The sequence below is a fragment of the Pseudoalteromonas sp. SW0106-04 genome (assembly GCF_001293805.1).
Classification (GTDB): Bacteria; Pseudomonadota; Gammaproteobacteria; order Enterobacterales; family Alteromonadaceae; genus Pseudoalteromonas; species Pseudoalteromonas ruthenica.
The window spans coordinates 284,916-309,582 of sequence record NZ_BCAI01000001.1 but is presented as its reverse complement, the minus strand read 5'-3'; the positions used below and the strand labels follow the sequence as shown (position 1 = coordinate 309,582).

Below are 24,667 nucleotides of genomic sequence, written 5' to 3'. Positions count from 1 at the left end.
ACCTATTTGTGCCATTTTACTCCACCAAGACCCAAGGCACTGGCATTGGATTAGTATTGAGTAGAGAGATAATTAGAGCGCAAGGCGGTGAGTTAACACTTACCAACCACTCTCAAGGTGGGGCATTAGCACAAATATGTTTACCTAAGGCAAAATAGCAAAAGCGTTCACCGCCATTCCCGTAGCTCCACGAACACGAGGCGGGTTTAGCACCAACATAAACTCATTGCTTTTGCCCTTTGCAAGCGCCTCGCTGAGCGCTTCTAAGTTAAGGTTTTCAACAATATAAATACCATGTTGTGCGAGTAAAATGCGGTGTGCGGGAAACCGCGTTCCACTCTCAGGCACCACCTCGAAACTCAGTTGATCAGAGCCTGCTAAGAATACGTGTTGCTGTGCTAACCACTGTGCCGCACTCTGCCCTGGACCCGGACGAGGTCCGAGGTAAGTTGCATTGTCAGTATTAAAAAACTGGCCAAAACCGGTGCGGATCAACACCGACATACCAGCCTTAATGCGAACCTGTTGTGCTTTGGCTGTATCCTGCAAATCCTTTACGGTAATTTCGTACCCGCCAGGTAAGTGTGAAACGCCTTTAAAACGCGCCACATCAAGTAACGCTGCACGATTAAGTAAGCGCTCGCGAGGATATTGCTCAATACCAAGTTCCTTAAGGCCCCGAGCGCCATCGATATCATCGGTGCTGATGCCACCATAGGCTTGGCCGTTGTGGCCAATATGGCCAATAGCATCAAGGTTGGGCGCGCCATGCTGGCCGCTAAAATACATAATGTCGGCGGCAAAAGAGAGCTCGGGGATCATCCCTTGGGTATCTTGATGATTATCCATCAGCGCCAACGCATAAGGGGGATTAAAACTCAAAAGCGGGGAGTTGTGATCCCACACATGATTGAGCTCAATAACGCGTGCTTTGGATAAACTCTCCAATAACTTAGCTTGGGCACCTAAACCGCTGTGAGTAAACATCAATGCAGCGAGTAACAGTATATATTTCATAGCGTTTCCCTGTTGTGATTGTGACATCCTGCTTGAGTATAGGCCAAAGCAAGAGCAACATGAGCGACTGTACAGCTCCTTTTCCCCATTATGGTTAAACATGGTACATTAGCGGGCGTTTTTTCGCTCACGTACTCATTCACCCCCTATGCTTGCAATTATTCTTGTATTTCTCAGTGCTTTTTTACTGTTTCAAGTCCAGCCGATCATGGCCAAAATGCTGTTACCCAGCTTTGGCGGCGGCACTCAAGTATGGACCGCTTGCCTGTTGTTTTTTCAAGCCTTTTTATTGGCCAGTTACGGCTATGCGCACCTACTCTCAAGCCGCTTTAAGTTAAAGAATCAGTTTATTGTCCACGGCTTGCTGCTGCTCGTAGGAGCTCTAGCATTACCGATTGGCACCCAAGCCTTAGCCGCCCCAGGTGCTCACCCAGCTTGGCAGGTGTTATTGCAACTGAGTATTGCTGTAGGCTTACCCTACTTTGCCCTCGCCGCAACAGCACCATTGATGCAAAGCTGGCAGGCAAAGGTCGATAACGAGCATGCTTATAAACTCTATAGCTACTCTAATATTGGCTCGTTTTTAGCCCTACTTTCTTACCCCTTTGCTATTGAGCCTTGGTTCGCTTTAGGCCATCAATCGTGGCTCTGGAGTGGGTTATTTGTGGCATTTGGCGTCGTTTTTTACGGTTATATGGCACGCTTTTACAATCAGGCGAAGCGTTTAGGTACTACCGAGCAAAGTGCGTTTCGTGGCGGGCTTCATCACAAATGGTTACTATGGTTAGCCCTGAGCGGCTGTGGGGTGATGATACTCACTGCCAGCACCAACGCCATTACGCAAAATGTCGCCCCGGTGCCGTTTTTATGGCTTTTACCGCTGGCGTTGTATTTGCTTACCTTTGTTTTATGTTTCCACTCAACCAAGCTTTACCATCGGGTATTTTGGTTGGCGACCCTTTCGGTGTGCGCGCTTATCGCCTGCTTTTTGTTCTTCATTGGCAGCCAATTCGATATTGTCAGCCAAGTAGTCCTGTATTCCTTAGTGCTGTTTGCCGCTTGCATGGTGTGCCATGGTGAGCTGGTTCAAGCCAAACCTAATACGGATTATCTCACCCAGTTTTACTTGTTAATGGCCCTAGGTGGGGCCTTGGGCACGGCGGCCATCACCTTTGTTGCGCCCCTCATATTCACCTTGTATTACGAATACCCATTAGCCATTGCCATGGCCTTGATGCTGTTTGCTATCGCCGTGCTACTTGATAAGCAGCACCAAAGAACGCCATGGTTAGCCGGCAGTGCTGTTATTGGCGTGGCCATCTCGGCGCTGTTATTTCTGTGGCTAGACAGTCAGTTTAAAAGTAATGATATTACCCGTTTGCGCAACTTTTACGGCTTGTTAACCGTGACTGAAGTTAATATCGACAACCGCGTTGAACGACGCCTGATTGATGGCACCACCACCCACGGTGTGGAAGTGTTGAGCGGTCCAGGACAAGGCGAGCCACAGAGTTACTACCGACAGCAAACCTTGGTTGGGCAAATGCTCTCACAGCTCTCGGCAAACGCCAAAGTCGGTTTTATCGGCTTGGGAGCGGGGACGTTGGCTGCTTATGGCAAGCCAGGCGATCACTACCATTTCTACGAGCTTAACCCCAATGTACTGGCAACGGCTAAAAGCCAATTTAGTTACTTAAACGCTTCAGCTGCGCAGCAGCATTATCACTTAGGTGATGGTCGCGTGACCTTATCTCAGCAACCCGCGCAGCGTTTTGATGCACTGGTGCTGGATGCCTTTAGCGGCGATGCCATCCCCATGCATTTGCTAACACAAGAGGCCACCGACCTGTATCTTAGTCATCTCAAGGATAACGGCATGCTGGCAGTGCATATTTCCAATACCCATTTAGATTTAACACCTTTGATGCGCGGCTTGGCTGATCATTTTGAATTAGCCATTGTTTACAACGAAAGCAAATCGCAACAGCGCCATGGTCACGATGTGCGCTGGGTCGTGCTTAGCCGCAGCGCTGAGCGTTTGGCATCGCTGCGCTCTAGTCAATCTCCTTGGCCAAGTACAACCACACCCTTTGTGTGGCGCGATGATTACAGTAACTTGTTGCAGGCGATGAAGTTTATGGGCGATTAACTTAAAAAAGGCGGGAATTCCCGCCTTTTCTTTGCCTACTCGACTATCAGTACCTTTGCATGCGGATAGGGCGTACACACTATGCCATCATCGGCATAGACCTCAACTAGATACCAACCTGGATCACTGACCGTTATCGTGGTTTGTGCTGCACTTGTCGATGAGAAGGTGGAAGTGGCATTTGTTGGCGGCTCTACTCGCCATTCGTAAGTCAGCGGGTCGCCATCAGGATCGCCTGCGTTAACCACTAAGCGAATGGGCTGATTCACTTTCAGCTCATCCAATACCTGCATGCCTGAGTGACCGCAGCAACATGAGCCTTTGCAGAGACCGGAGTGTTCTCTACAACGGGTATCGTATCCTTGTTACTGGCGCTTCCTCCACACCCCGATAGCGTTAAAAAAAATAATGGGCAAAACAAAGCAAGTCCTTTGTACATTTCTATATCCTTATAAAGTTCCTATAAAAGGAATGCCACATTGAATTTATTTTAATTTCCATTGCAGTATCAATAAGATGATTAATTATTGATACTCATTCAAACCTGAAAAAATACTAGATATATTGACTTTGATTATCACTGTGTAAAAGATAGACATTACTGACTTTGATAAAAAGGGACTTCCGTTATGGTTAGGTACTTATTGGCATTAGCTGTTGTATATTCATGCTCTTCATACTCACACAGCGTGTACTCTAGAGCCAGTGAGTGCCATGTTGACGAGGGCTCGGCGCAATCTGTACAGGTAACATATCGAGCCCGTATGGGGTCATACAGTGACGATGAGTTAATTGCACAGGCTAAAGAAAAGCTGCTGCATAAACTGCAAGATATCGCCGACAATACCGACGCGGGTATCATGGAAACGGCTGTCAGCTTTAAACGTGATCCGAACTCATCCAATATTGATGCAATTGCGCAAATCGCATCAGTCACTGAATGCTACGGTGATAGTTTTAAAATAACTAAAGAGAATATTGATTATTTATCATCAACTGTTTTTAAATATACGAGTAACGACCTTGATATAGAAACTTCATTCACATTACCAGCCGCCCCCATAAAGCAGCTTCAGCAGTTAACACCGACTTTAATTATCACTGAAGACTCTATATTTACTTTTAAAATAGGTGATGAATTCGCTCAAGTACGCAAAAAACTAGGCCGTTTTACTATGTTATGGCCGATAAATGGCACAAAATTACTGGCTTTTATTGGTCGCAATCATGTTTTTAGTTTTCACCAAGGTAAGTTAGTGGGTTATCAATACAACCAAGCTTTGTTGCCTACTTCGTTAGCTAACCAGTTGGAAATTGTTGCCGAAGACTTTACATTTTCCTTAAATGGAACACAGTTTGCTTCTACAGCAACCCTTAATAGCCAGCAGGCAGCACTCATTGACTCGGCTTATAGCGAGCCAACATTTTTAACACTACAACAAGTTAGCGACCTTGATGAAACCACGCAGAAGTTAGCTGGATTTAGTGTAGGCAAACCCTTCACCGACTTTAGCAAGGTGCAAACGTCTCCTTGCTACCAACACGCCATGACCATTGACCAGTATATTAGCACCTATGGAACTAGCCTAATTCAACTAGTCGACGCCGATAATAAGCGTGCATTTTTTACCCCTTGTAGGCAAAAAATTGTGATGTCTACTGCCGAGCAAGTCGACCATATTAAACTCATGGAAGACTTTTCAGCTCGCAGGGCAGGCATCTACGGCAAAAACGAGCTCTTCGATACATTTTCAAAATGGCAGTTTGCTGGCCTTGGCCAAGGAGACCCTTATGCCAAACTCGAAGCCATGGGCAATACCAATCTAGAGTGGGATACCGCTTATGTCACTACAGAAAAATGGCATGGGCAGTTTTTGGTGATTGATGACACCTTGATTAGTGGCAAAGTGTTTCATTAGCTGTGCCGTGATGTGGGAGCAACATTATGGCAGCAACTAAGCTGCTCCTTACCTATTACCACTTCGCCAGCAGCGTTATCGGTGCCCCTTGCTGCAAGCGAGTCACAATATAGGTGTTCACACTGGAATAACTGCCGCCATCGACGCCATTTTCCATATAGAAAATAGCATCTTCGATGCCATCGCCATTGTAGTCGCCTTGGGCCATAAGTGTTAGGCGCTGAATACTGCCATCGGTATCATAATACACCGCTTGGTCTTCATTCACAGGCTCAACTTTTTTGATTGTGGTCACATCACTCCAGTGCTCGGACTGCGCCACCCGCTCAACCGTATCATTAGAGATAGCGAGGGCGAATTCGGCAGGTAATTCCTCGGCAACTTCTTTACTGTGGGTAAAGTTAATCCAACTGGTGTGAGAGGCTTCTAATTTCGCCATCGCCTGCCAGGTGTTGCAAATTAGCTCGAGCGCTTCAATAGCGCCTTGCATTGAAAAGTCCTCACCCTTGAAACCTTGAGCCTGCGCTTGTTTTAATTGCTCACAGCTTGCAATTTCTGTGCTCTTGCCAGAATCATTTATTAGCGGATAACTAAAAAACCACTTACCACTTGCGAGCGCTTGCACATCCGCTCGGCTATCGAGTGATACGGGATCGACAAAACGTCCCTCAGTTTTATTGGTTTCGCTATAACTTGGAGCAATACTTGGTTGCTCTGTATTTGCGCAGGCTGCAACAGAGAGCAGCATGGCCCCAGATAATAAAAAGGTGCTTTTAGTCATTATGAGTTTGCCAATAAGTTACGAACATACATATTGCGCTCTTCTGAGATGTCTTTACGAGACGACTCGAGCGCGGCATTTTTATAGTCACCCGCGTTAATATAGCGGTTAAAGTTAGGAAAGGTGTTTTTAAGCTTGGTCATACCCAGGTTAAAAATCATATCGAATAGCGCCAATTTGACATTGTCTGGGAAGGCAGCGAACTTATCGGCCCCGTATATTCTTTTTAGCTCCGATTCAAACTGACGAATATGCTTCTCTATCTGTGCATCCATAGTTTGCTCAGACAAGTGTAGTTTGGTTGCTGATTTATAAATGGAAGCTGGGTAATCTTTACCAAACGGCATTTTCTTTAAGCGTGAGAACTCTTCTTCTATTTGCGCGGCAGTGGCCGGTTGCCCGGTGGCATTGACAATAAAAGGTAATTTCTTGGCTTCATCTACATTACTCAGTAGGTGGCCCACACCAACGGTGGCAAAGCCTTTGGTATCCAAATACATGTGCTCTACGCGGCCCTCATAGCGCTCAATATTACGATAAAGCGATACTTTCAAGGCTCCTGAAACCGGTGTCTGTGCGCTGGCGCTCGCTTGAGAGAGCTTTTCATTTACTTTGCGATGGGTACGCCCATTTACATCCACTTTGCCATCGGGACGAACCATACCCACCACTTTTTGTTGAAATAGGTTTATCGCAGCAACGGTTTTTGACTGTTCAGGACGGCTTCCTAAACGACCATCAACGACTAACCGCTGAGTAGGCGCAATGAGTCTCAGTAGAGCGTTTAATGCTTGCTGTACCGCTTTAATGTCATTGGGATTATTGACACCGTTGATGCCGACAGATTGGGAAATACGCATGGTTGTCATGAGTTCATCCTTGTTAAAAGTATTCCTAAGGCACCTATACGACCATGAAATTAGGCGCTAATTGGGGCAATATTAAACAAAACAGTTAAAAATAGCCAGTTGTCCGTTTAGGTACTTGACGTGCAGCGACATCAAAGCCCTCTTCTACTCACTGACATAAGCTCAAGTGGTTACTGTATATAAATAAAAAAAGCCGCTCGGTGAGCGGCTAGGTTGGTTCTAGGGATAAACCCTGTCGTGGAGCTAAAATTAATGGCTAAAAGCTATAGCGCGCACCCAAGGTGTAGCGCGGTCCATATTGACGTGCAAATAAGAACTGCTCTTCATATCGGCCGTAACCACGCTCCGTTTCATTATTGAGATTCACACCTTCGGCAAACACGGTAATGTGCTCATCAATGTCGTAATTAACGCTGATATCCCATTGCCCATATGTGTCGCTATACTGCGGCGGCGCATCTGAGGAGCCCTGGTCTTGGCCCACACCAATCAGATACGAGTCACGCCATGCATAAGTGATCTTCACCGATAAGCCATCTTTTTCATAGAACGCCTGGAAGTTTGCAGAGTCGCTCAAGCCAGTAAGTGGAGCTTGTTGCACCAAGCTTTCACTATCAAACTCGACATCGCCGTCAACAAAAGTCGCGTTTACACCCACACCAAAGCCCGATTCCCCGAACAAGTGCTGCACCGCCACTTCAAACCCGTCTACCGCTTTGCTGTCGGTATTCTGCGGCTGGCTGATGTTCCAAACAATAAGCGGATCATCACTGCTTGGCTCAATTTTACCTTCGCCATTACCATAGCCTAACGCCAGCATTTCATTATAGATTGCATCGCTGGTCGCCTGCTCGCCACGCCCTTCAATTGCAGCCACCGCCTCACGGTAACGAGGGCCATCAAGAATGTCGTGCAAACCGTCTATGGTGGTTTCAGTGATGGTTGTTTGGATAAAGTTATCCACGTCTTTTTTGAAATAACCCAGTGACGCGTAGCTGCCTTCGCTGTAGTAATACTCTAGCGATAAGTCCAAATTAGTGGACTCAAATGGCAATAGATTGGGGTTACCTTGGGCACCGGTTCGCGAGCCTGGCTTAGGGCTGCCCGTTAAACTACGGCCGCCGGCCAAATTACCCAAAGGTGCACGTGACATGGTTTTACCCCATGATACCCGTGCAACCAAATCGTCGGTCAAATCCACCTTAGCATCAATCATCGGCAGTAGGATGTCGTAGTCACCCTCTTGAGTCAGGAAGTTGTTCGTGCCGCCTTCGGCGTATTGCATAATCCACTCTGACGCACTTTCCCAATTCACTTGTTGCTCGACACGCTGGCGTACAATGCTAGTTACATCGGTTTGCTCATAACGTAAACCGGCATTCACTTGCACGTAGTAATTGGCGACGTCGAACTCCCACTGCGTTTGCAAGTAGAGGCTTTGCGTTTGCTCTTCAACGGTATTCTGACTATCAATACCATCAAAGAAAGGGTCGATAGAATATACATTGTCACCTACTACATCTTCAGTAAGGTAAGCCAGCTGGCGAGCAATGGCCTCATCAAAGTCGTAGGTGTAGTAATAACCCGGTTGTAAGTCACTACCACCTCCAGCAAATTGATCAAGGAGATCGCCGGTTTCATGGTAGGTGAACATATTATCAGGGAAAATCTCGGGGAACGCCGGATTGAAACCAGGGCCGCCGCGCAGACCGCTCCACGCCGTGAAACCACTCATGGTTTGCTCAGTGTGCGAGCCACCGAATTGCACGCGGATCAGTGGAATATCAAAGCTGTCGTTGTACCATTCGCTATGCAATTGCGCCTGTTTGATATCCGACTCACCCGGTGAGTAGATGAACTGACTAAAGTTAGAATCAATTTCACTCGGGGCTAACGTAGTGGTGCCATTTTTCCAGTTTACCAAGGCATGAGGGATGTCCCCTTCTCGGTAATCATAAATTTTATTAATAAGCTGATCGGAGCCCAAGATCACTTGCCCGGCGCTGCCTAGCCCGTCATCGGCGCCATTATCGGTTTCGTTATTAGAATCATGATAATCAACAGCAACCTGCCATTGATCGTTGATTTGCCAATCGACGTTGAGGCCCACAGAACGTGCGGTGACTTCGGTGGTTGAACGGTTGGCGGTAAACGACGCATCATTACCACTAATGTCAGCGAATAGCGCGGTGCCATTTTCATCAAGCTCGTAGCCGTTAATATTGCCACCAAACTCGTTCCAAATGCCCCAGCCAATGCTGTTAGAGCCCGTAATCGCTCGGCTCGCTGTATAATCCAGCGTCACCACAATATCATCGATAGGCGCGTACTGAAGCGTTACCTGCCCGTTGGTGCGCTCGCGCTCTAAGTCTTCAATACTGTAGTTCATATCTTTAGGGAAGAAATGATTACCGATCCGGTTGCCATCAGCGTCTAGAGGGCGGGGATCAATCACACTGCCGTCATCAAGCGACGGTAAATCTACGTTAGCTTGCCAACCTTGAATGTTCGCTTGTTGTTTTTGAAAGTCACGTTCCTGATGCGAGAAGGTAAAGCCAACACCGAACATATCATCATCAAAGGTGTTGCTGTACACCGCAGAAAACTCTGGAGTGACGTCATCCCCTTGTTCATTTGAGGTATCGTGAATAGCCTTGCCGGTGACGGTAAAGTGCTGCCCAGGGCGTTGGAAGGGTCGCGAAGTAACGATGTTAACCGTCGCGCCTAAACCACCGCTGGGGACATCTGCACGCGCGGTTTTAAAAACTTCTAAGGTGTTCACACCCTCTGAGGCGATGTTTTCTAGGTTGTACGAACGCGTGTAACCGGTTCCTGGCATTTGTCGGCCATTAAGGGTGATAAGGTTAAACTCAGGGCCAAAACCACGTACGGTAATTTGGCTCCCCTCGCCGTTAGCCCGACTTACCGACACCCCGGTTATGCGCTGCAATGACTCAGCCAAGTTAGTATCTGGGAACTTACCCATTTCCTCTGCAGAGATTGCATCGACAACGCCGGAAGATTGGCGTTTAAGATCCATGGAACGAATCAAACTGCCTCGGATCCCTTTAACTTGAATAACTTCTATTTTCTTTTCAGCATTATCTTGTTCTGTCTGTGCCCAAGTTGGCATGGCCACACCAAGGCCTGCGGCAAGGCTCAGCGACACTGAGACAGCTAGCGATGATTTCTTAAATGTTGTAGGTTTCATGATTGCCTGCTTATACAAATTGTTGCCATAGGTTGCGGGCAGCGTACTACCCGCACTCGGTGTGTTAAGGATTCGCTATGACCGCGTTATCGATGCGATACACAGCGCCTTCACCCATGCCCCAAGAAGGGAATACCATCACTACATTGATAGCACTGACATCCAAGCCAGCATTGAGTAGCTGTTGTAATGTGAAAGTGTAGGTTTGCCATTCACCCACTACAGGCTCCGCCCCTTCCTGACTGGCGCTGAGCGGCAGTTCCACTGCGGTTGCAGCACCCAATGACTCAATCTTGAATAACCATTGAGCGTCCGGGTTACCCGCATTGCTGGTAACCTTCATTTCGAACTGCACCACACCTTTGCTGAGCAAACCGGAAGCATCAAATGACACGTTTTCATCGGCTAGGAACCCCATCACGGTTGGCGTCGCCCCGATTGTAAACTCAGCAACTGCGCCATGAGCTTGGTCGTCAGTCACTACAGAAGGCTCAGAGCCACCACAGCAATCCCAAATACTCCACTGCTCAGCAGCCGCGTCTTTGAATAAGGTTAATCCATCATTCTCAGGGTAATAAATTTTAGCGTTATCAATGCGGTATACCGCACCTTCACCGCTGCCCCATGCTGGAAAAACCATCACTACATCAATGGCGCTTAAATCTAACCCAGCGCTCGCTAGATCAGTCAACGCGAAGGTATAAGTTTGCCATTCACCCGCTTGTGGGGCGTGACCTTCAGCGCTTGTTGTTAAATCAACTTCAGCGGCCGTTGCTCCGCCGTTTGACTCCAACTTGAGCAACCAAGGCGCATCTGGCGCATTCGGCATTGATGTTACTTTCATATCAAACTGCACCACGCCACCTTCAACGATAGCCGTAGCATCAAAGGGGTTGTCGCTGCCGCCTGCATCGCTGCGCGTATTAAAGCCCATAACGGTAGGTGTAGCACCAATCGCAAATTCAGCAACCAAACCATGGGCTTCATCATCCATGACTTCGATAGGTGTGCTGCCACCGCAGCAATCCCACATCGGCCAATCAACATTTTGGCCATCAGTGAAAAGGTCTAACTGCGGGTACTCGGCGTTTATCTCAACGTTATCGACTTGATAAACGGCGCCCTCTCCAGTGCCCCAAGCAGGGAAGATCATCACCACATCAATTGCTGACACATCAAGGCCAGCATCAGCTAACGCTTGGATTGGAAATGTATACGTTTGCCATTGGCCTACGACAGGAGCTTCACCTTCGGCGCTAGCGCCAAGGTTGAGCTCAACGGCGGAGCCAGCATCAAAGCTTTCAATTTTGAACATCCAAGTGGCATCTGGATTCGCCGGAGCTGAAGTGACACGCATATCGAAACGCACAAAACCAGTGTCGAGCATCCCGGAAGCATCATAAGGCGACGCCTCCCCCTCGGGATCAGTGATAAACTCGCTACGGCTGGTAAAACCATTTACCGTGGGTGCACTGCCGACCACGAACTCCACCACATTGCCTTTGCCTTCTACAGGTACTAAGCTCGGCGTTGAACCGCCACAGCAGTCCCAAGCAGGCCAGTTAGGGTTAAATTGGTCAGCAAAAATAGTCAGTGGATTGATGCCTGTTGATGGCGGTGTAGGCACAGGCGCCTTACCTTCAACTAATGCATCTGCAGGGTCATCATAACCAGGGCGAATTGTTTCGCAGCCTTTGCCTGTATCAGGGTTCGATGCACACTCATAAACGCGCACATAATCAATTTCAAACTTTTGTCCCTCGGCAAAAGCGCTGGCATCAATGCCCGTTTGATTGACGTTTTCCGGCCAATCACCGCCTACCGCCAAGTTAAGGATCATATAAAAATCTTGATCATACGGAGCATTATCCCAATGCGTGACTAGCTCACCACTGCCCTGCTCAAAATACTCAGCAAACCAACCGCGATGCTTTAAGCCCACAGCTTCATTTTTGCTGTTATAAAGCACCTCAGAACGACGTTGAGTAGCGTAAAGGTAGTCGTCCACATACCAGCGAATTTCGCCTTCTTGCCATTCGATGGCATAAGTATGGAAGTCATCTGCGGGGTTCTCATCTTGAGGGAATTCATATGCTTTGCCACTGGAAGCATTGTCTGGCCAATCGCGTCCATAGTGCAAAGTACCATGAATATTAGACTCTACTCCGTCATCGGTGGGAACTTTTAGATTAACAGCTTCGAGGACGTCGATTTCTCCCGACTTAGGCCACGAACCATACACTTCATCGGTGGGCATCATCCAAAACGCCGGCCAACTGCCTTGTCCTGAGGGCAGCTTGGCACGAACTTCAAAGCGTCCGTAAGTAAAATCGGCCTTGTATCGGGTGTTTAATCGTGCCGACGTGTAAGGCTTCTCAGCCCCTTCTGATGCTGGTAGGGCAACAATATTGAGCACGCCATCTTCGATGTATGCGTTATCGCTGCTATCGGTATAGCATTGCTTTTCATTGTTGCCGCCACCGGCGCAATTGATTTCATAGTTCCACTTTGAGGTGTCGATGCTTTCACCACTGAAATCATCTTCCCAAACCATGACCCAGTTGGAGGCAGGTGCACTAACCTCTGTGGTGGTGACATCAGTCTCAGTGGCGGAGCCGCCACACCCAGTCAGTACAGCTAATGAGAGCGCTGCCAAAGCCCGAGTCGTGTGTGTTGCTGCTTTGTTCATTTTGTTGAACCCCAACATTAATTGGTTATTAGTATCTAACTGATTTAATTGTGTTTTTATTATCAACCAGCATTTTGTAAGCGCTTTCAAAAGTACTCAAATAAAAAGCGCAAATTATGTAAGCGCTTTCATAACATATGACATGGTCGTTAAAACGTCAATAAAATGCAGTTATTTTTTAACACAGGGTTAACTATATGGGGACAAATACACGCAACAAAGCGCCCACCTGGGCGCCTATAGTAAGATTCACATTTCCCTACCTATTAAGCAGGGCTTGGCATATAAAATACATTCAACTTATTGCCATCTAAGTCTCGAAAGTAGCCAGCATAAAAGCCAGGGATATCACCACGCTCACCGGGCTCTCCTTCTTCTTTAGCACCAAGAGCAACCGCCTTTTGGTAAACCTTATCAACCAAATCCGGGGAACTGGCCTGTAATGCCACCATAGTTCCATTACCGGCGCTTGCTGGGCTCTCATCATAGGGCGTCACTATCGCTAACCCGGCGCCCACAGGGCCAGTCGACCAAGCGATTAAGCGCTCATTCTCCATAAACCGCGCGGCACCGAGTTGGCCCAACAAAACATCATAAAAAGCCGCAGCCTTTTGCAAATCATTTGTACCTAAAGTGACGTAGCCAATCATGTTGTGTTCCTTTTTTTAGTAATGCAAGATGCTCATCAAGCATATACGGGGATAAACCAAGCGCCAACCCATATCTATCACCCGTGCATTATCAGCTCATAAGAGTTCAAACGCGCTTGTTGATCATAAATAATATTATGTAGCATGATTTCGTCAGCCCCCGTACGCGCCTGTAACCCACGCAGCCCGGCCTGGACTTTCTCTTTATTACCGATGATTGACTCGCGCAACATCCGAGTCACTTGTTGGCGTTCCAGTTCGGTCCAGATCGCATCCATATTATCGGTGGGAGGAGGGATCAGCCCCTCTTGCCCCCTGATCATACTGACAAACTTTTGCTGCCCTGTGGTTGCGAGAAACTCGGCTTGCTCGTCAGTAGCAGCGGCAATTGCATTCACCGCTACCATCACATAGGGGGCACTCAGTTGAGCGCTGGGCTGAAACTGTTCACGATACAACTCTATCGCGCGCATCATAAAGTCAGGGGCAAAGTGCGCAGCGAACGCAAAGGGTAAGCCCTTTTGTGCCGCGAGCAAGGCACTGTAAGTGCTTGAACCAAGTAGCCACAACGGCACGTGAGAACCGACTCCAGGATACGCTCGCATGCGCTGGCCAGGTTGTTCCTCACCAAGAAAATATTGCAGCTCTTCGAGTTGTGGCAACAAATCTTCCGCAGCCTTTGCATCACGTCGCAACGCACGTGTGGTTACGCCATCGCTCCCCGGGGCACGACCAATGCCTAAGTCGACGCGCTCAGGAAACAGCGCTGCCAAGGTGCCGTATTGTTCGGCGACAATCATCGGCGCGTGATTGGGCAGCATCACGCCCCCAGAGCCAATACGTATACGCTGAGTATGAGCGCCAATGTACGCCAGTAAGGTGGATGTGGCGGCGCTGGCTATGTCGGGCATATTATGATGCTCCGCCATCCAAAAACGATGGTAACCTAAACGTTCCACATGTTGAGCAAGCTCCTTAGCGCGGGCAAACGCTTCATTGGCGTTGCTGCCTTGCACCACGGGCGCGAGATCAAGCACACTGAGCTTAGCAATAGCGGTCATTATTACCTCTTCATTTAGCACGTTCTACATTATGTTGATAGGGTCACCTTAACAACATCTCTACCGATACAGCAGCCACAATATGGCATTATCATGATGCTATTTCGGCATCAATAAGCGCAAGCTCTCTCAATAAAGCTCAAGTGGTCATCAAGATAGCTGCACAAAAACAAGAGGAATTTGGCTACTCAGTTGCAATAATCTAATAAAGAAGCAAAAATCAACGCTAATATGATCACTCACTGAGATAATCATGCCACTCACTGCTAAAACCCAAGATATTGAAATATTCCTCACCGTTGTGGATGCTGGCAGCTTCTCTAATGCCGCAAAGTTAATGGACCAGCCTGTAGCAAAGGTATCCCGTGCGATTAGCCGCCTAGAGCAGGCGCTTGATGTGCCGTTGTTTAACCGCACTACCCGACGAATTAGCCTCACCCATGAAGGCCAAACTTATGTCGATTATGCGCGCCAAGGTTTAAACACGCTTGCCAAAGGTGAGGAGGCAATCGGCCTGTTAAATCAGTGCCCTAAAGGAAATTTACGGGTTGATGCTGCGAGCCCTTTTGTTCTGCATCAACTGACGCCATTGGTGAATGAGTTTTGCCAAGCCTACCCCGGCATAAATTTAGATATCTCCTCCCATGATGACGTTATTGACTTGCTTGAGCACAAAGCCGATGTCGCGATTCGCATTGGTGATTTGGCCGACTCGAACCTCCATGCGCGACTGCTAGGGCGTTCGCAGCTGCACATTGTTGCCAGCCCCGAGTATCTGCAAACACAACCAATAAACTCTCTTGAGCAGCTCAGTAAAGCGCGAATTATCGGCTTTAGCGACGCTCCACACCTTAATAATTGGCCATTACGTCAGGCTGTACACTTACCTTTTGCCATCACCGCATCCAGTGGTGAAACAGTACGCCAGTTATGTATTGCCGGCCAAGGCGTGGCGTTGCTTTCTAATTTTATGGTGGCGAAGGACATTCAGGCTGGACGCCTGCACTGCGTGCTGAGTGACGCGATTAGCTCACCCAACCGCCGCGAGTCGGTACAAGCGGTGTACTATCGCAACAGTGCGGTGTCATCGCGCATTTGCGCATTTTTAGACTTTATTGCCCCTCGGCTACAGCTTTAGTTACATTTTTTGTAAAAGTGTTTTGCCAAAAGCACTGTTTTTCGCAAAAGAAAACTCCTATAGGCTGTTGTTTATACCTATCAGGAGGCTTTATGACATCCCTATTTTCACCCGTTAAATTGGCAGGAAAAACGCTTAAAAACCGCATTGTTATGCCACCGATGACACGTTCGCGTTCAACCCAACCGGGTGACATCGCCAATGACTTAATGGCGACCTACTACGCGCAGCGTGCCAGTGCCGGACTGATTATCAGTGAAGGTACGCAAATCAGCGAACTAGGTAAAGGCTATGCCTGGACCCCGGGGATCTACACCCCAGAGCAGGTTGCCGGTTGGCGCAAGGTCACCGACGCCGTCCACCAAGCCGGCGGTGTGATGTTTGCCCAGCTGTGGCATGTCGGCCGCGTATCCCATGAAAGTAATACTGGCGGCAAGCAGCCCATCTCATCGTCTGCTATTCAAGCCAAGGGGGTGAAGGTGTTTATCGATGACAATAACAACCCAGGTTTTGTCGAGGCGCAAATGCCGCGCGCCATGAGCGTTGCAGAAATTCACGAGGTCATCGCGCAGTATCGCCACAGCGCCCAATGCGCCAAAGAAGCAGGCTTTGACGGCATTGAGCTGCATGCTGCCAACGGGTATCTAATCAACCAGTTTTTAGACTCACAAGCCAATAACCGCAGCGATGAATATGGCGGTAGCCTTGATAATCGCCTGCGCTTTTTGCGTGAAGTCGTCAGCGCGGTCAGTGAGGTGTTTGGTGCAAACGCCGTAGGGGTCAGATTAGCACCGTTAACAACCTTAAATGGCGCGGTGGATGACAACCCTCAAAGCACGTATGTGGCTGCAGTGCAGGCTCTTAATGAGCTTAACGTTGGCTATGTCCATATTGCGGAGGCCGACTGGGACGACGCGCCTTTAATGAGCACGCAGTTTAAGCACGCTATCCGTGATGCCTTTGATGGGCTTACTATTTACGCGGGTAAATACACCAAGGCGCGCGCGGAACAAGCACTAGAGGACGGCTGGGCCGATATGATTGGCTTTGGTCGCCCCTTTGTTGCCAACCCGGATTTACCGCAGCGCCTCAAAGCAGGTTTGCCTCTAGCAGAGCATGATCCGCAAACATTATTTGGCGGTGGCCCAGAGGGTTATACTGATTACCCCAATGCGACCACTTAGTGTTCGTTCTCTTTAACGCTCACATCGGGGCGAAAATTAAAGTAAGACTCTTCTATCAGCGTGCGGTACACACCACCAATATTTTGCGCTCGCCACTGCTGGTACATGGGCAGGTGGCTGAATTCAGGAAAATGTAGCTGTTGCTGCATTTGCGTCAAAGTATGGCCCGCCAACATCGCGTCACGTACGCTATTATAAAGGGTCTTCAGGTAGGCAAGGTAGCGACGCACGTCGCCCTTGTCACCCATTTGTGCATGTCCCCCTACCAAAATATCAAAGTCGTGGCTTGCGAGTAATTGCTCTGTAGAGCGGATCATGCCGTGGATATCATAACCTTGTAGGTTTTTGTAAGGCATGCGACCTAACACCACCCAGTCGACCACAAACATAACGTTTGCGGGCATGAAATGCATACTCACATTGCCGCGCCCATTATTGGGGCCGAAATAATTAAGCTGCACAGAGCTTTGTCCAAGCTCAGCGGTGAAAGAATCAGTGAAGGTAACGTCAGCAAAGCGCACGGGAGCTTTGGTCCAACGCATGTCCTCATCCGCATAACGATGAGCAACAACGGTAGTCTGTTCATCGACCAGAAATTCGCCACCGAGCGTGTGGTCAATATGGTTGTGACTGTAAGCCATGAACTTAATGGCAACACCAAAACGAGAGTGAATCGCCTTTTTCAGCCATTTCGCCGCATCAGCATTAATAGGATCGGTGACAAATGCCCCCTTATCAGTGATCATAAAGACGCTGTGGTAGTGGCCTGCACTAAACCGATACACATTGTCTTTAACTTGCTCAATCACATAAGACTGAGCGCTGCCAGCAAAACTCACCATCCATAACAAACACATCAATACCTTATACATAAAACTCTTATTGTTCATTCACATTGCTGATAGTTTAGTCTACTGTGCAATTAGCTGTAGCGATCAAGTGGTGCTTGTGTCGCTGTAATAAAAATAAAACATCGCGTCCTTATGATGGTTAAAAACCTAAAAAAGGAACTAACTCTATGCGCTTTTCTCTCATTAGTTGCTCGTTGGCGGCGCTTTTATTAAGCGGATGTAACAGCAGCTCAGATTCTGATCCTGTGGTGGTTGAACAGCCACAAACAGCCTCTCCAGCTTCAGTGCAACTGGGCCCTCGCCCATTTGCGCTGGTTGATGCCATGGCTGCGGGGCCACTTAAAGAAGCACTGCAAGCATGTGCCGACGACAACTTCGTGGCCAGCGACTTTTCCATTGGCCACCGTGGCGCACCTATGCAATTTCCTGAGCACACCCGTGAAAGTTACATTGCGGCAGCACGCATGGGTGCAGGGATCTTAGAATGTGATGTCACCTTTACCGCCGACAATGAGCTGGTCTGTCGCCATTCGCAGTGTGATCTGCATACCACCACCAATATTCTAGAAACCGAACTTGCTAGCAAATGCTCAGAGCCTTTCACTCCCGCCGCAGACGGCGTACCCGCAAGCGCGCAGTGTTGCACCAGCGATATCACCTTAGCCGAGTTTAAAACGCTCAAGGGAAAAATGGATGGAGCGAACCCAGCAGCAACCACTGTCAGTGAATATATGAAAGGCACGGCGCCGTGGCGAACCGACTTATATGCCGCTCGCGGTACCTTGATGACCCATCAAGAAAGCATTGAATTGTTTAAATCACTGGGCGTAAAAATGACCCCAGAGTTGAAATCACCTAGCGTCAGCATGCCCTTTAATGGCATGTCGCAAACCGATTACGCATCAAAAATGCTGAACGAGTATGAACTTGCGGGAGTTGCTGCTGATCAGGTGTGGCCGCAATCATTTAACCGCGATGATGTGTTGCATTGGGTTAACACTCATCCAGAATTTGCCGCACAGGCCGTTTATCTTGACGGTCGTGACGCCGAACCGGGCTTTGATCCCAGTAATGCGCAAACTTGGTCACCTAGTATGGCTGAGCTGGTCAATCAGGGCATCGAAGTTATTGCGCCACCGATTTGGATGTTACTTGATTTAGATAATAATAATCAGATTGTTCCCTCGGCGTACGCCAAAGCAGCCAACGAGGCGGGATTGAAAATTATTGCTTGGTCATTAGAGCGCTCTGGGCCGCTTGAGGGCGGTGGTGGCTGGTACTACCAATCAATCACCGATGCCGTTGATTCAGATGGTGTGATGATGCAAGTGCTGGATGTGTTAGCGCAAGATGTTGGCGTCATTGGTGTGTTCAGTGACTGGCCTGCGACCACCACCTATTATGCTAATTGTAAGTTGGCTAATAACGAGGCTTAGCAGCGCTTATATCACCGCAGCGAGGCACCTAGCCTCGCTGGGTGCTTTCAACCCCCCACCTCACTCGCCCCAACAGTCAACCAACAGCCTGACTAATTCCCTGGTATTTCGACACCACTGTGCACCACAGTGATCAGCCAATACCGTCTCAGAGTATAATTTTGCACTGCGCGCTACAAATCCGTACCATCAACAAAAAATGCACAGAAAACGTATGCTTAGACCAACATTCTTATCTCTACTCGCGTTTACACAAGTGGCACTCGCTCAAGATGACTTAGCCGATATTGAACGCATCACCACCACTGCCTCGCGATTGGCGGTAACAGATGACGCTATGGCATTGAATATTGCCACCATCAATGCTGAACAACTGGCCATCCTTGGCAGCACACACATTGAAAAAGCCATGAAACAAATCGCCGGTGCCAATTTACAACACGGTAACGGCCAAGAGTATTTACCATCATTGCGCTCTCCGGTATTCACCGGCGGGGGGGCATGTGCCGAAGTGTTGGCGCTAGAAGATGGTATTGCCCTGCGTGCAGCCGGTTTCTGCAACGTTAATGAACTGTTTGAAGCGCACAGTGAAATGGCCGAGCGTATTGAAGTACTTAAAGGGCCAGGCTCGGCGCTGTATGGCTCAAATGCTGTGCACGGGGTAATTAATGTGATAACCCCCGATACTACTTATGGGGGCGGCTTCGCTGGCCTCGATGTGGGCTCGTATGGCTATAAACGCGCAAAACTGCGCGCCGGTAAAGATTTAGGCGAGCAAGGTTTTGGCATTAATAGCAGTATTACCCGTGATAGCGGCTACCGCGATGACGAGAGTGTTGACCAAGAGAAAGTCAATCTGCGCTATCGCTATAGCGGCGATACCTTGAGGGTGCAAACTGGGCTCACCTACACCCACCTAGACCAACAAACAGCGGGCTATATTGAGGGTTTTGAAGCCTATAAAAATGAGCAATTGGCACAGCAAAACCCCAACCCAGAAGCCTTTCGCAAAAATCGCGCGACGCGGCTGTGGTCGCAGTTTACTTGGCAAGCAAATGGGCAATCCACCTGGATGATCACCCCTTATGTGCGTGACCAACAAATGACCTTTTTGAAGCATTTTTTACCCGGTAAACCGCTGGAAGAAAATAGCCAGCAAGGGGTTGGCGTACAAACGCTTTGGCAAACCCAACTCAATCATTCTTGGCAACTAAACCTAGGCATAGATGGTGAGTACACTCAAGGCGACGTGCTGCAATATCAGCACCAGCCAACCACCGGTTCAGCCTTTTTACAGGCCACCGTACCACAAGGAAAGCATTACGATTACAGCGTTGATGCGACATGGTATGCCCCTTTTGCGCAGCTCTCTTATCGTCATTCGGCCTGGTTAGTGACTTTAGGGGCACGTTACGAGCACATCGACTACAACTACAACAACCATATGCTCGCTGGGCGTACCCGTGACGATGGCAGCGAATGTGGCTTTGGCGGTTGTCGTTATTCACGCCCCGCGAGCGGCGACAACAGCTTTGCCGATCTCTCCCCGAAGCTATCGCTGAGCTATCAGCTGAGCCCTGAACTTATTGCTTACACTAATCTCGCCAAAGGCTACCGCGCGCCGCAAACCTCAGAGTTATATCAACTACAGCGCCAGCAGCAAGTGGCCGATTTAAAAAGCGAAACCATCAATAGCGTGGAGCTGGGTGTAAAGGGGGCTTACAATTCAGTGCGCTTCAACCTAGCTGGCTACGTGATGCACAAAGATAACTTTATTTTCCGCGATAGTGACTTCTTTAATGTCAGTGATGGTGAAAGTAAACACCGAGGTATTGAGTTAGAGCTACGCTATCAGGCTAGTAGCCGGGTAATGCTGCAACTTGCGCTGAGTCGGGCGATGCACACCTATGAGCACCAGCAAGTCATCGCTAACACTCAACTCAAGGGTAACATTATGGATACGGCGCCCAAATGGGTGGCAAATACTCAACTGCATTGGCAAGTCAGTGACGATGTCGATGTTGCCCTGGAGTGGCATCACGTCAGTGATTATTACACCGACCCACAAAATTTACACCGCTACAGTGGCCTTGATCTCATTAATGTACGCGGTGCATGGCAAGTGAATAAGGACTGGCGAGTGATCGTTCGAGTCGAGAATATCGCAGATACAGCCTATGCCGAACGTGCTGACTTCACAACTTTCAGCGGCGATCGTTACTTTCCCGGGCGCCCGCGCAGCGTGCTATTTAGTATCGAAAGGCAGTGGTAACTTATTAGCTTAGTGCGCTTAAGAGTATACCGGGGTCGGAGATCCCGGCCTCTTTGAGTGCGTCGGTGACCGCTTGAGTCATTTGCATAAGCTGTACTTCCATATTGGCAACAAGATTGCGCTGTGATTCGAGCATTGCTTTGTGCGTTTCCTCATCATTGGGGTCTTGCTCGTTTTGCAGAGTTCTCAACCTTTCCCGTGCTTGGTCTATTTGCTCTTTTACGCGCTCGATTTGTTCTAGCATTTTCTGAATATGCGCGGGCAGTTGCTCGCGCAAGCTCTGCTTAATGTCCGCCTCAGCCTGAGCTTTGGCTTGATTATGCTGGGGTTGCAGGCGTAAAGTGCCCTCAGATTGAGGCGTTGTCGGGATAGATTGTGAATAGGCAGAATCAATGCGCATTGCGCGTCCTTGGCATCATGGCTCGCTTTTAAATACTATCGGCACCGACTAGGGACACTTGAGCCAAAATTTATCGGACAACACATAATGAAGTTTATATTGCAGCTTTGCAAAGGTGTTTACAGCTTACTCTTTGTCTGCGCTGTCGCACTGCTCTGTTGGCAAGTGCAAAACCTTTGGCCCAGCGTCTTCTATTTATGCATGAGCACGATTACCTTTATGTGGTTTTGGCATGATAAACGCGCGGCGCAGCGCCAACACTCACGTACACCCGAGCGTGACTTATTAATATGGTCGCTATTCGGTGGCTGGCTAGGAGCCCTTGCGGCGCAAACTTGGTTACGTCATAAATCGCAAAAGCGCGCCTTTATCATAAAGCTATGGGTGACTATTTTGGTCCATTGCTGGATGTTTATCATTGTTGCAGTACAACTGGTTTTGGGTAGCGATGCTTTGTGGTAGTCATACTTTTGGCTAAGCATAAAAGTGCTGACTTTTTATACATTTTTGCTAAACTTGGGAACAAATAAAACGTCACGCTCGTTAAATGGATTTACAGCAATGAACTTAATTATTTTCTTACTCCTTTTTGGCGCCTACCTATGGGTGCGCTTTACCCTTCGTAAACAGCTACGTAGCTATGTTGAACAGTACTATCCCGACTTGCGCGCAGTGCTTAATCATAACCCGTTAAAACTCAGTAAAGCCAAAGCACTGGAAACCAACTTAGATGCCTGGCTCAACAACGAAAGTGGATACAGCCTGAGTGACGATTACATCAGCCGTAAGCGCAAGCAAATCTCATTGACCAACCAATGTGGCATGATCATCGCGTTAATCGCTATGCTGCTGCCCTTATTTTTTGCAACTCCATGACCAAGCTGTCATTTTTTATCGAATAAAGTTGCACCTGCAGAGTATGGGTTTTATAACAGGGAGACTGACATAGCTGCCAAGGACAGATTATGAAATTCACTCCCCTCTCTTGGGCCATGGGTTTAGCTATCGCAACCAGCGGTATCGCCAATGCAGCCCAAAGCACTCGCCATGATGTACTCGCGCTTGAAGACGTTTTCAATCTTGAATATGCCAACCAAATCGATATCAGTGATGATGGCGATACCGTGTATTTCGTGCGCAATCGCATGGACATTAAGTCAGATCGCAAATTTAGTAATATTTGGCAGGTCAGCACCGACAATAAACAGCTACAACCGGTAACCAGTGGCGTACATCAAGATTTTGCCCCCGTGTTATCCCCCGATGGCAGTCGCTTAGCGTTTATTTCTACACGAGATGGCAGCGCACAGCTGTATGTTAAGTGGTTAAATACAGGCGCGGTAAGTAAAATCAGCAACCTTACACAGAGCCCCTCCAAGCCCACCTGGACACCGGACGGCAAAAGCTTAGTATTCAGTATGTTTGTGCCTGCTAAGCCTAATAGCCCGGTGAGCTTACCCGGTAAGCCCGAAGGCGCAAAATGGGCGGACCCAGCGCTGTTTATCGATGAGGTTTACTACCGCGCTGATGGCGCCGGCTATACCAAAGCAGGCCATAATCACCTGTTTCGTATTGCTGCCAACGGCGGCAACGCGGTGCAGCTCACATCCGGTGACTTTGACCATGGCGGCAGTATCAGTTTTAGTGACGATGGCAGCACCTTATACTTTTCAGCAAACCGTCACAGCGACCATGAGTTAAAGCCGATAAACTCTGAAATTTACGCGCTGGAGCTTGATACTCTTAGCATTCGCGCCATCACCGACCGCGATGGCCCAGACAGCCAGCCGCAGGTGTCTCCCAATGGTCGGTACTTAGCCTACACCGGCTATGACGATAAGCGCACTAACTATGAAAACACGCAGCTCTATATCCGCGATTTAGAATCTGGCGCGACGCGCAGCCTAACGCCGGACTTTGACCGCGCAGTGGCGCAAATACACTGGGCGGATGATAGTCGCGGCCTGTACTTTAGCTACGATAGCGAAGGCAAAACCACCATTGGCTACCAACCTTTGCGCGGTGAAGCCAAGGTGATCACCGACAAAGTGGGGAGCGTGTCTTTTGGTCGCCCTTACTCTGGCGGCGATTTTGACGTTAGCGCCGAGGGTGATATTGCGTTCACGCTCGCCGACACTCAGCGCCCTGCCGATGTGGCCTTGACTAAGCGCGGCGAAGCGCTGCGGTTAACGCATTTAAATGAAGATGCCTTGGCCAACAAAACGCTTGGGAAAGTGGAAGAATTGTGGGTTAAGTCCAGCCACGATGAGCTCGACATTCAGGGTTGGATTGTCTACCCACCGCACTTTGATGCAACCAAGAAATACCCTTTGATTCTCGAGATCCACGGTGGACCGGTGGCCAACTACGGGCCTCACTTCAGCGCTGAAGCACAATTATTCGCCGCTCAAGATAACGTGGTGCTGTACATGAACCCACGCGGCAGTGACTCTTACGGCAAAGACTTTGCGCAAACGATTCATCATAACTACCCAAGCAACGACTACCATGATTTGATGACGGGTGTGGATGCCTTAGTTGCCAAAGGCTTTATTGATGACACTAAACTCTATGTAACCGGTGGCTCTGGCGGCGGTGTACTTACCTCGTGGATAGTCGGCCATACCGATCGCTTTGCTGCGGCGGTGGTTGCCAAGCCTGTAATTAATTGGTTTAGCTTTGTACTAACGGCTGATTTTTATCCCTTCTTTGCGGATTACTGGTTCCCAGGCAAACCATGGGAGCATATGCAACATTATATGGAGCGCTCACCTATTAGCTATGTGGGCAATGTAACCACCCCCACCATGCTATTAACCGGTGAGGCCGATTATCGTACGCCTATTTCCGAAACGGAGCAGTTCTACCAAGCATTGCAATTGCAGGGTGTGGACACCGCCATAGTGCGTATTCCTGATGCCTCACATGGCATCACCAAACGGCCTTCGAACCTGATGGCAAAAGTCGCCTACATTCTGTGGTGGTTTGAAAAGCACGGCGAAAAGCAGGCCGATAAATAACCATATAAGGGCGGCGACAC

The 24,667-nt window shown here is 48.7% G+C and carries 20 protein-coding genes; 10 read left to right on the top strand and 10 right to left on the bottom strand.

The genetic code is table 11. The annotated features are described in order from the left end of the window. Positions 1–8 precede the first annotated feature (8 nt). Positions 9–158 (top strand): ATP-binding protein, encoded by a 150-nt coding sequence (locus W04_RS18665; RefSeq protein ID WP_240701095.1) that lies wholly within the window; start codon positions 9–11, stop codon positions 156–158. Here the strand turns inward: W04_RS18665 and W04_RS01415 are convergent. Further along, on the bottom strand, positions 145–1,017 hold the full coding sequence (locus W04_RS01415; protein WP_053909500.1) for a cyclase family protein: 873 nt from the start codon (positions 1,015–1,017) through the stop codon (positions 145–147). The two genes, W04_RS18665 and W04_RS01415, sit on opposite strands and share 14 nt — an antisense overlap. A gap of 148 nt (positions 1,018–1,165) precedes the next feature. Between W04_RS01415 and W04_RS01410 the strand changes: the two genes are divergently transcribed. Continuing rightward, positions 1,166–3,166 (top strand): spermidine synthase, encoded by a 2,001-nt coding sequence (locus W04_RS01410; protein WP_053909499.1) that lies wholly within the window; start codon positions 1,166–1,168, stop codon positions 3,164–3,166. 35 nt (positions 3,167–3,201) lie between these two features. On the opposite strand, the gene W04_RS01405 is transcribed toward W04_RS01410, so the two are convergent. Continuing rightward, positions 3,202–3,459 carry a PKD domain-containing protein gene (locus W04_RS01405; protein ID WP_053909498.1) on the bottom strand — a complete coding sequence of 86 codons (258 nt, stop codon included), beginning with the start codon at positions 3,457–3,459 and terminating at the stop codon, positions 3,202–3,204. A gap of 336 nt (positions 3,460–3,795) precedes the next feature. On the opposite strand from W04_RS01405, the gene W04_RS01400 reads away from it, so the two are divergent. Further along, positions 3,796–5,085, top strand: a complete 1,290-nt coding sequence (locus tag W04_RS01400) for a hypothetical protein (RefSeq protein WP_157576208.1) — start codon at positions 3,796–3,798, stop codon at positions 5,083–5,085. A gap of 55 nt (positions 5,086–5,140) precedes the next feature. On the opposite strand, the gene W04_RS01395 is transcribed toward W04_RS01400, so the two are convergent. From W04_RS01395 to W04_RS01370, 6 genes are all read right to left on the bottom strand, one after another. Continuing rightward, positions 5,141–5,866 (bottom strand): hypothetical protein, encoded by a 726-nt coding sequence (locus W04_RS01395; RefSeq protein WP_053909496.1) that lies wholly within the window; start codon positions 5,864–5,866, stop codon positions 5,141–5,143. Next, positions 5,866–6,735, bottom strand: coding sequence for a hypothetical protein (locus W04_RS01390; RefSeq protein ID WP_053909495.1), 870 nt, complete (start codon positions 6,733–6,735; stop codon positions 5,866–5,868). Before W04_RS01390 ends, W04_RS01395 begins: the two co-directional genes overlap by 1 nt. A gap of 256 nt (positions 6,736–6,991) precedes the next feature. Beyond that, on the bottom strand, positions 6,992–9,946 hold the full coding sequence (locus W04_RS01385; protein ID WP_053909494.1) for a TonB-dependent receptor: 2,955 nt from the start codon (positions 9,944–9,946) through the stop codon (positions 6,992–6,994). Between the two features lie 64 nt (positions 9,947–10,010). After that, a complete protein-coding gene (locus W04_RS01380) occupies positions 10,011–12,635 on the bottom strand; it encodes a glycoside hydrolase family 16 protein (protein ID WP_053909493.1) in 2,625 nt (874 codons plus the stop codon). Between the two features lie 266 nt (positions 12,636–12,901). After that, on the bottom strand, positions 12,902–13,285 hold the full coding sequence (locus W04_RS01375; RefSeq protein WP_053909492.1) for a VOC family protein: 384 nt from the start codon (positions 13,283–13,285) through the stop codon (positions 12,902–12,904). Positions 13,286–13,362: 77 nt separating this feature from the next. After that, positions 13,363–14,346 (bottom strand): LLM class flavin-dependent oxidoreductase, encoded by a 984-nt coding sequence (locus tag W04_RS01370; RefSeq protein ID WP_053909491.1) that lies wholly within the window; start codon positions 14,344–14,346, stop codon positions 13,363–13,365. Between the two features lie 253 nt (positions 14,347–14,599). On the opposite strand from W04_RS01370, the gene W04_RS01365 reads away from it, so the two are divergent. Both W04_RS01365 and W04_RS01360 read left to right on the top strand, forming a co-directional pair. Beyond that, positions 14,600–15,484, top strand: coding sequence for a LysR substrate-binding domain-containing protein (locus W04_RS01365; protein ID WP_053909490.1), 885 nt, complete (start codon positions 14,600–14,602; stop codon positions 15,482–15,484). 92 nt (positions 15,485–15,576) lie between these two features. Then, positions 15,577–16,668 (top strand): alkene reductase, encoded by a 1,092-nt coding sequence (locus W04_RS01360; RefSeq protein ID WP_053909489.1) that lies wholly within the window; start codon positions 15,577–15,579, stop codon positions 16,666–16,668. Here the strand turns inward: W04_RS01360 and W04_RS01355 are convergent. Continuing rightward, on the bottom strand, positions 16,665–17,558 hold the full coding sequence (locus tag W04_RS01355; RefSeq protein ID WP_197275927.1) for an MBL fold metallo-hydrolase: 894 nt from the start codon (positions 17,556–17,558) through the stop codon (positions 16,665–16,667). The genes W04_RS01360 and W04_RS01355 overlap by 4 nt on opposite strands. Positions 17,559–17,686: 128 nt before the next feature. Between W04_RS01355 and W04_RS01350 the strand changes: the two genes are divergently transcribed. Beyond that, a complete protein-coding gene (locus tag W04_RS01350) occupies positions 17,687–18,955 on the top strand; it encodes a glycerophosphodiester phosphodiesterase family protein (RefSeq protein ID WP_053909488.1) in 1,269 nt (422 codons plus the stop codon). Between the two features lie 214 nt (positions 18,956–19,169). Then, a complete protein-coding gene (locus tag W04_RS01345; protein ID WP_157576205.1) occupies positions 19,170–21,227 on the top strand; it encodes a TonB-dependent receptor in 2,058 nt (685 codons plus the stop codon). A gap of 4 nt (positions 21,228–21,231) precedes the next feature. Here W04_RS01345 and W04_RS01340 read toward each other — a convergent pair whose 3' ends face one another. Beyond that, positions 21,232–21,627, bottom strand: coding sequence for a hypothetical protein (locus W04_RS01340; protein WP_053909486.1), 396 nt, complete (start codon positions 21,625–21,627; stop codon positions 21,232–21,234). 87 nt (positions 21,628–21,714) lie between these two features. On the opposite strand from W04_RS01340, the gene W04_RS19025 reads away from it, so the two are divergent. From W04_RS19025 to W04_RS01325, 3 genes are all read left to right on the top strand, one after another. Next, positions 21,715–22,089 carry a DUF1294 domain-containing protein gene (locus W04_RS19025; RefSeq protein WP_082342074.1) on the top strand — a complete coding sequence of 125 codons (375 nt, stop codon included), beginning with the start codon at positions 21,715–21,717 and terminating at the stop codon, positions 22,087–22,089. Positions 22,090–22,188: 99 nt separating this feature from the next. Beyond that, positions 22,189–22,503, top strand: coding sequence for a hypothetical protein (locus W04_RS01330; RefSeq protein WP_022945241.1), 315 nt, complete (start codon positions 22,189–22,191; stop codon positions 22,501–22,503). A 116-nt stretch (positions 22,504–22,619) separates the two neighbouring features. Next, positions 22,620–24,647 (top strand): prolyl oligopeptidase family serine peptidase, encoded by a 2,028-nt coding sequence (locus tag W04_RS01325; RefSeq protein ID WP_053909697.1) that lies wholly within the window; start codon positions 22,620–22,622, stop codon positions 24,645–24,647. The last annotated feature ends 20 nt before the right edge of the window (positions 24,648–24,667 follow it).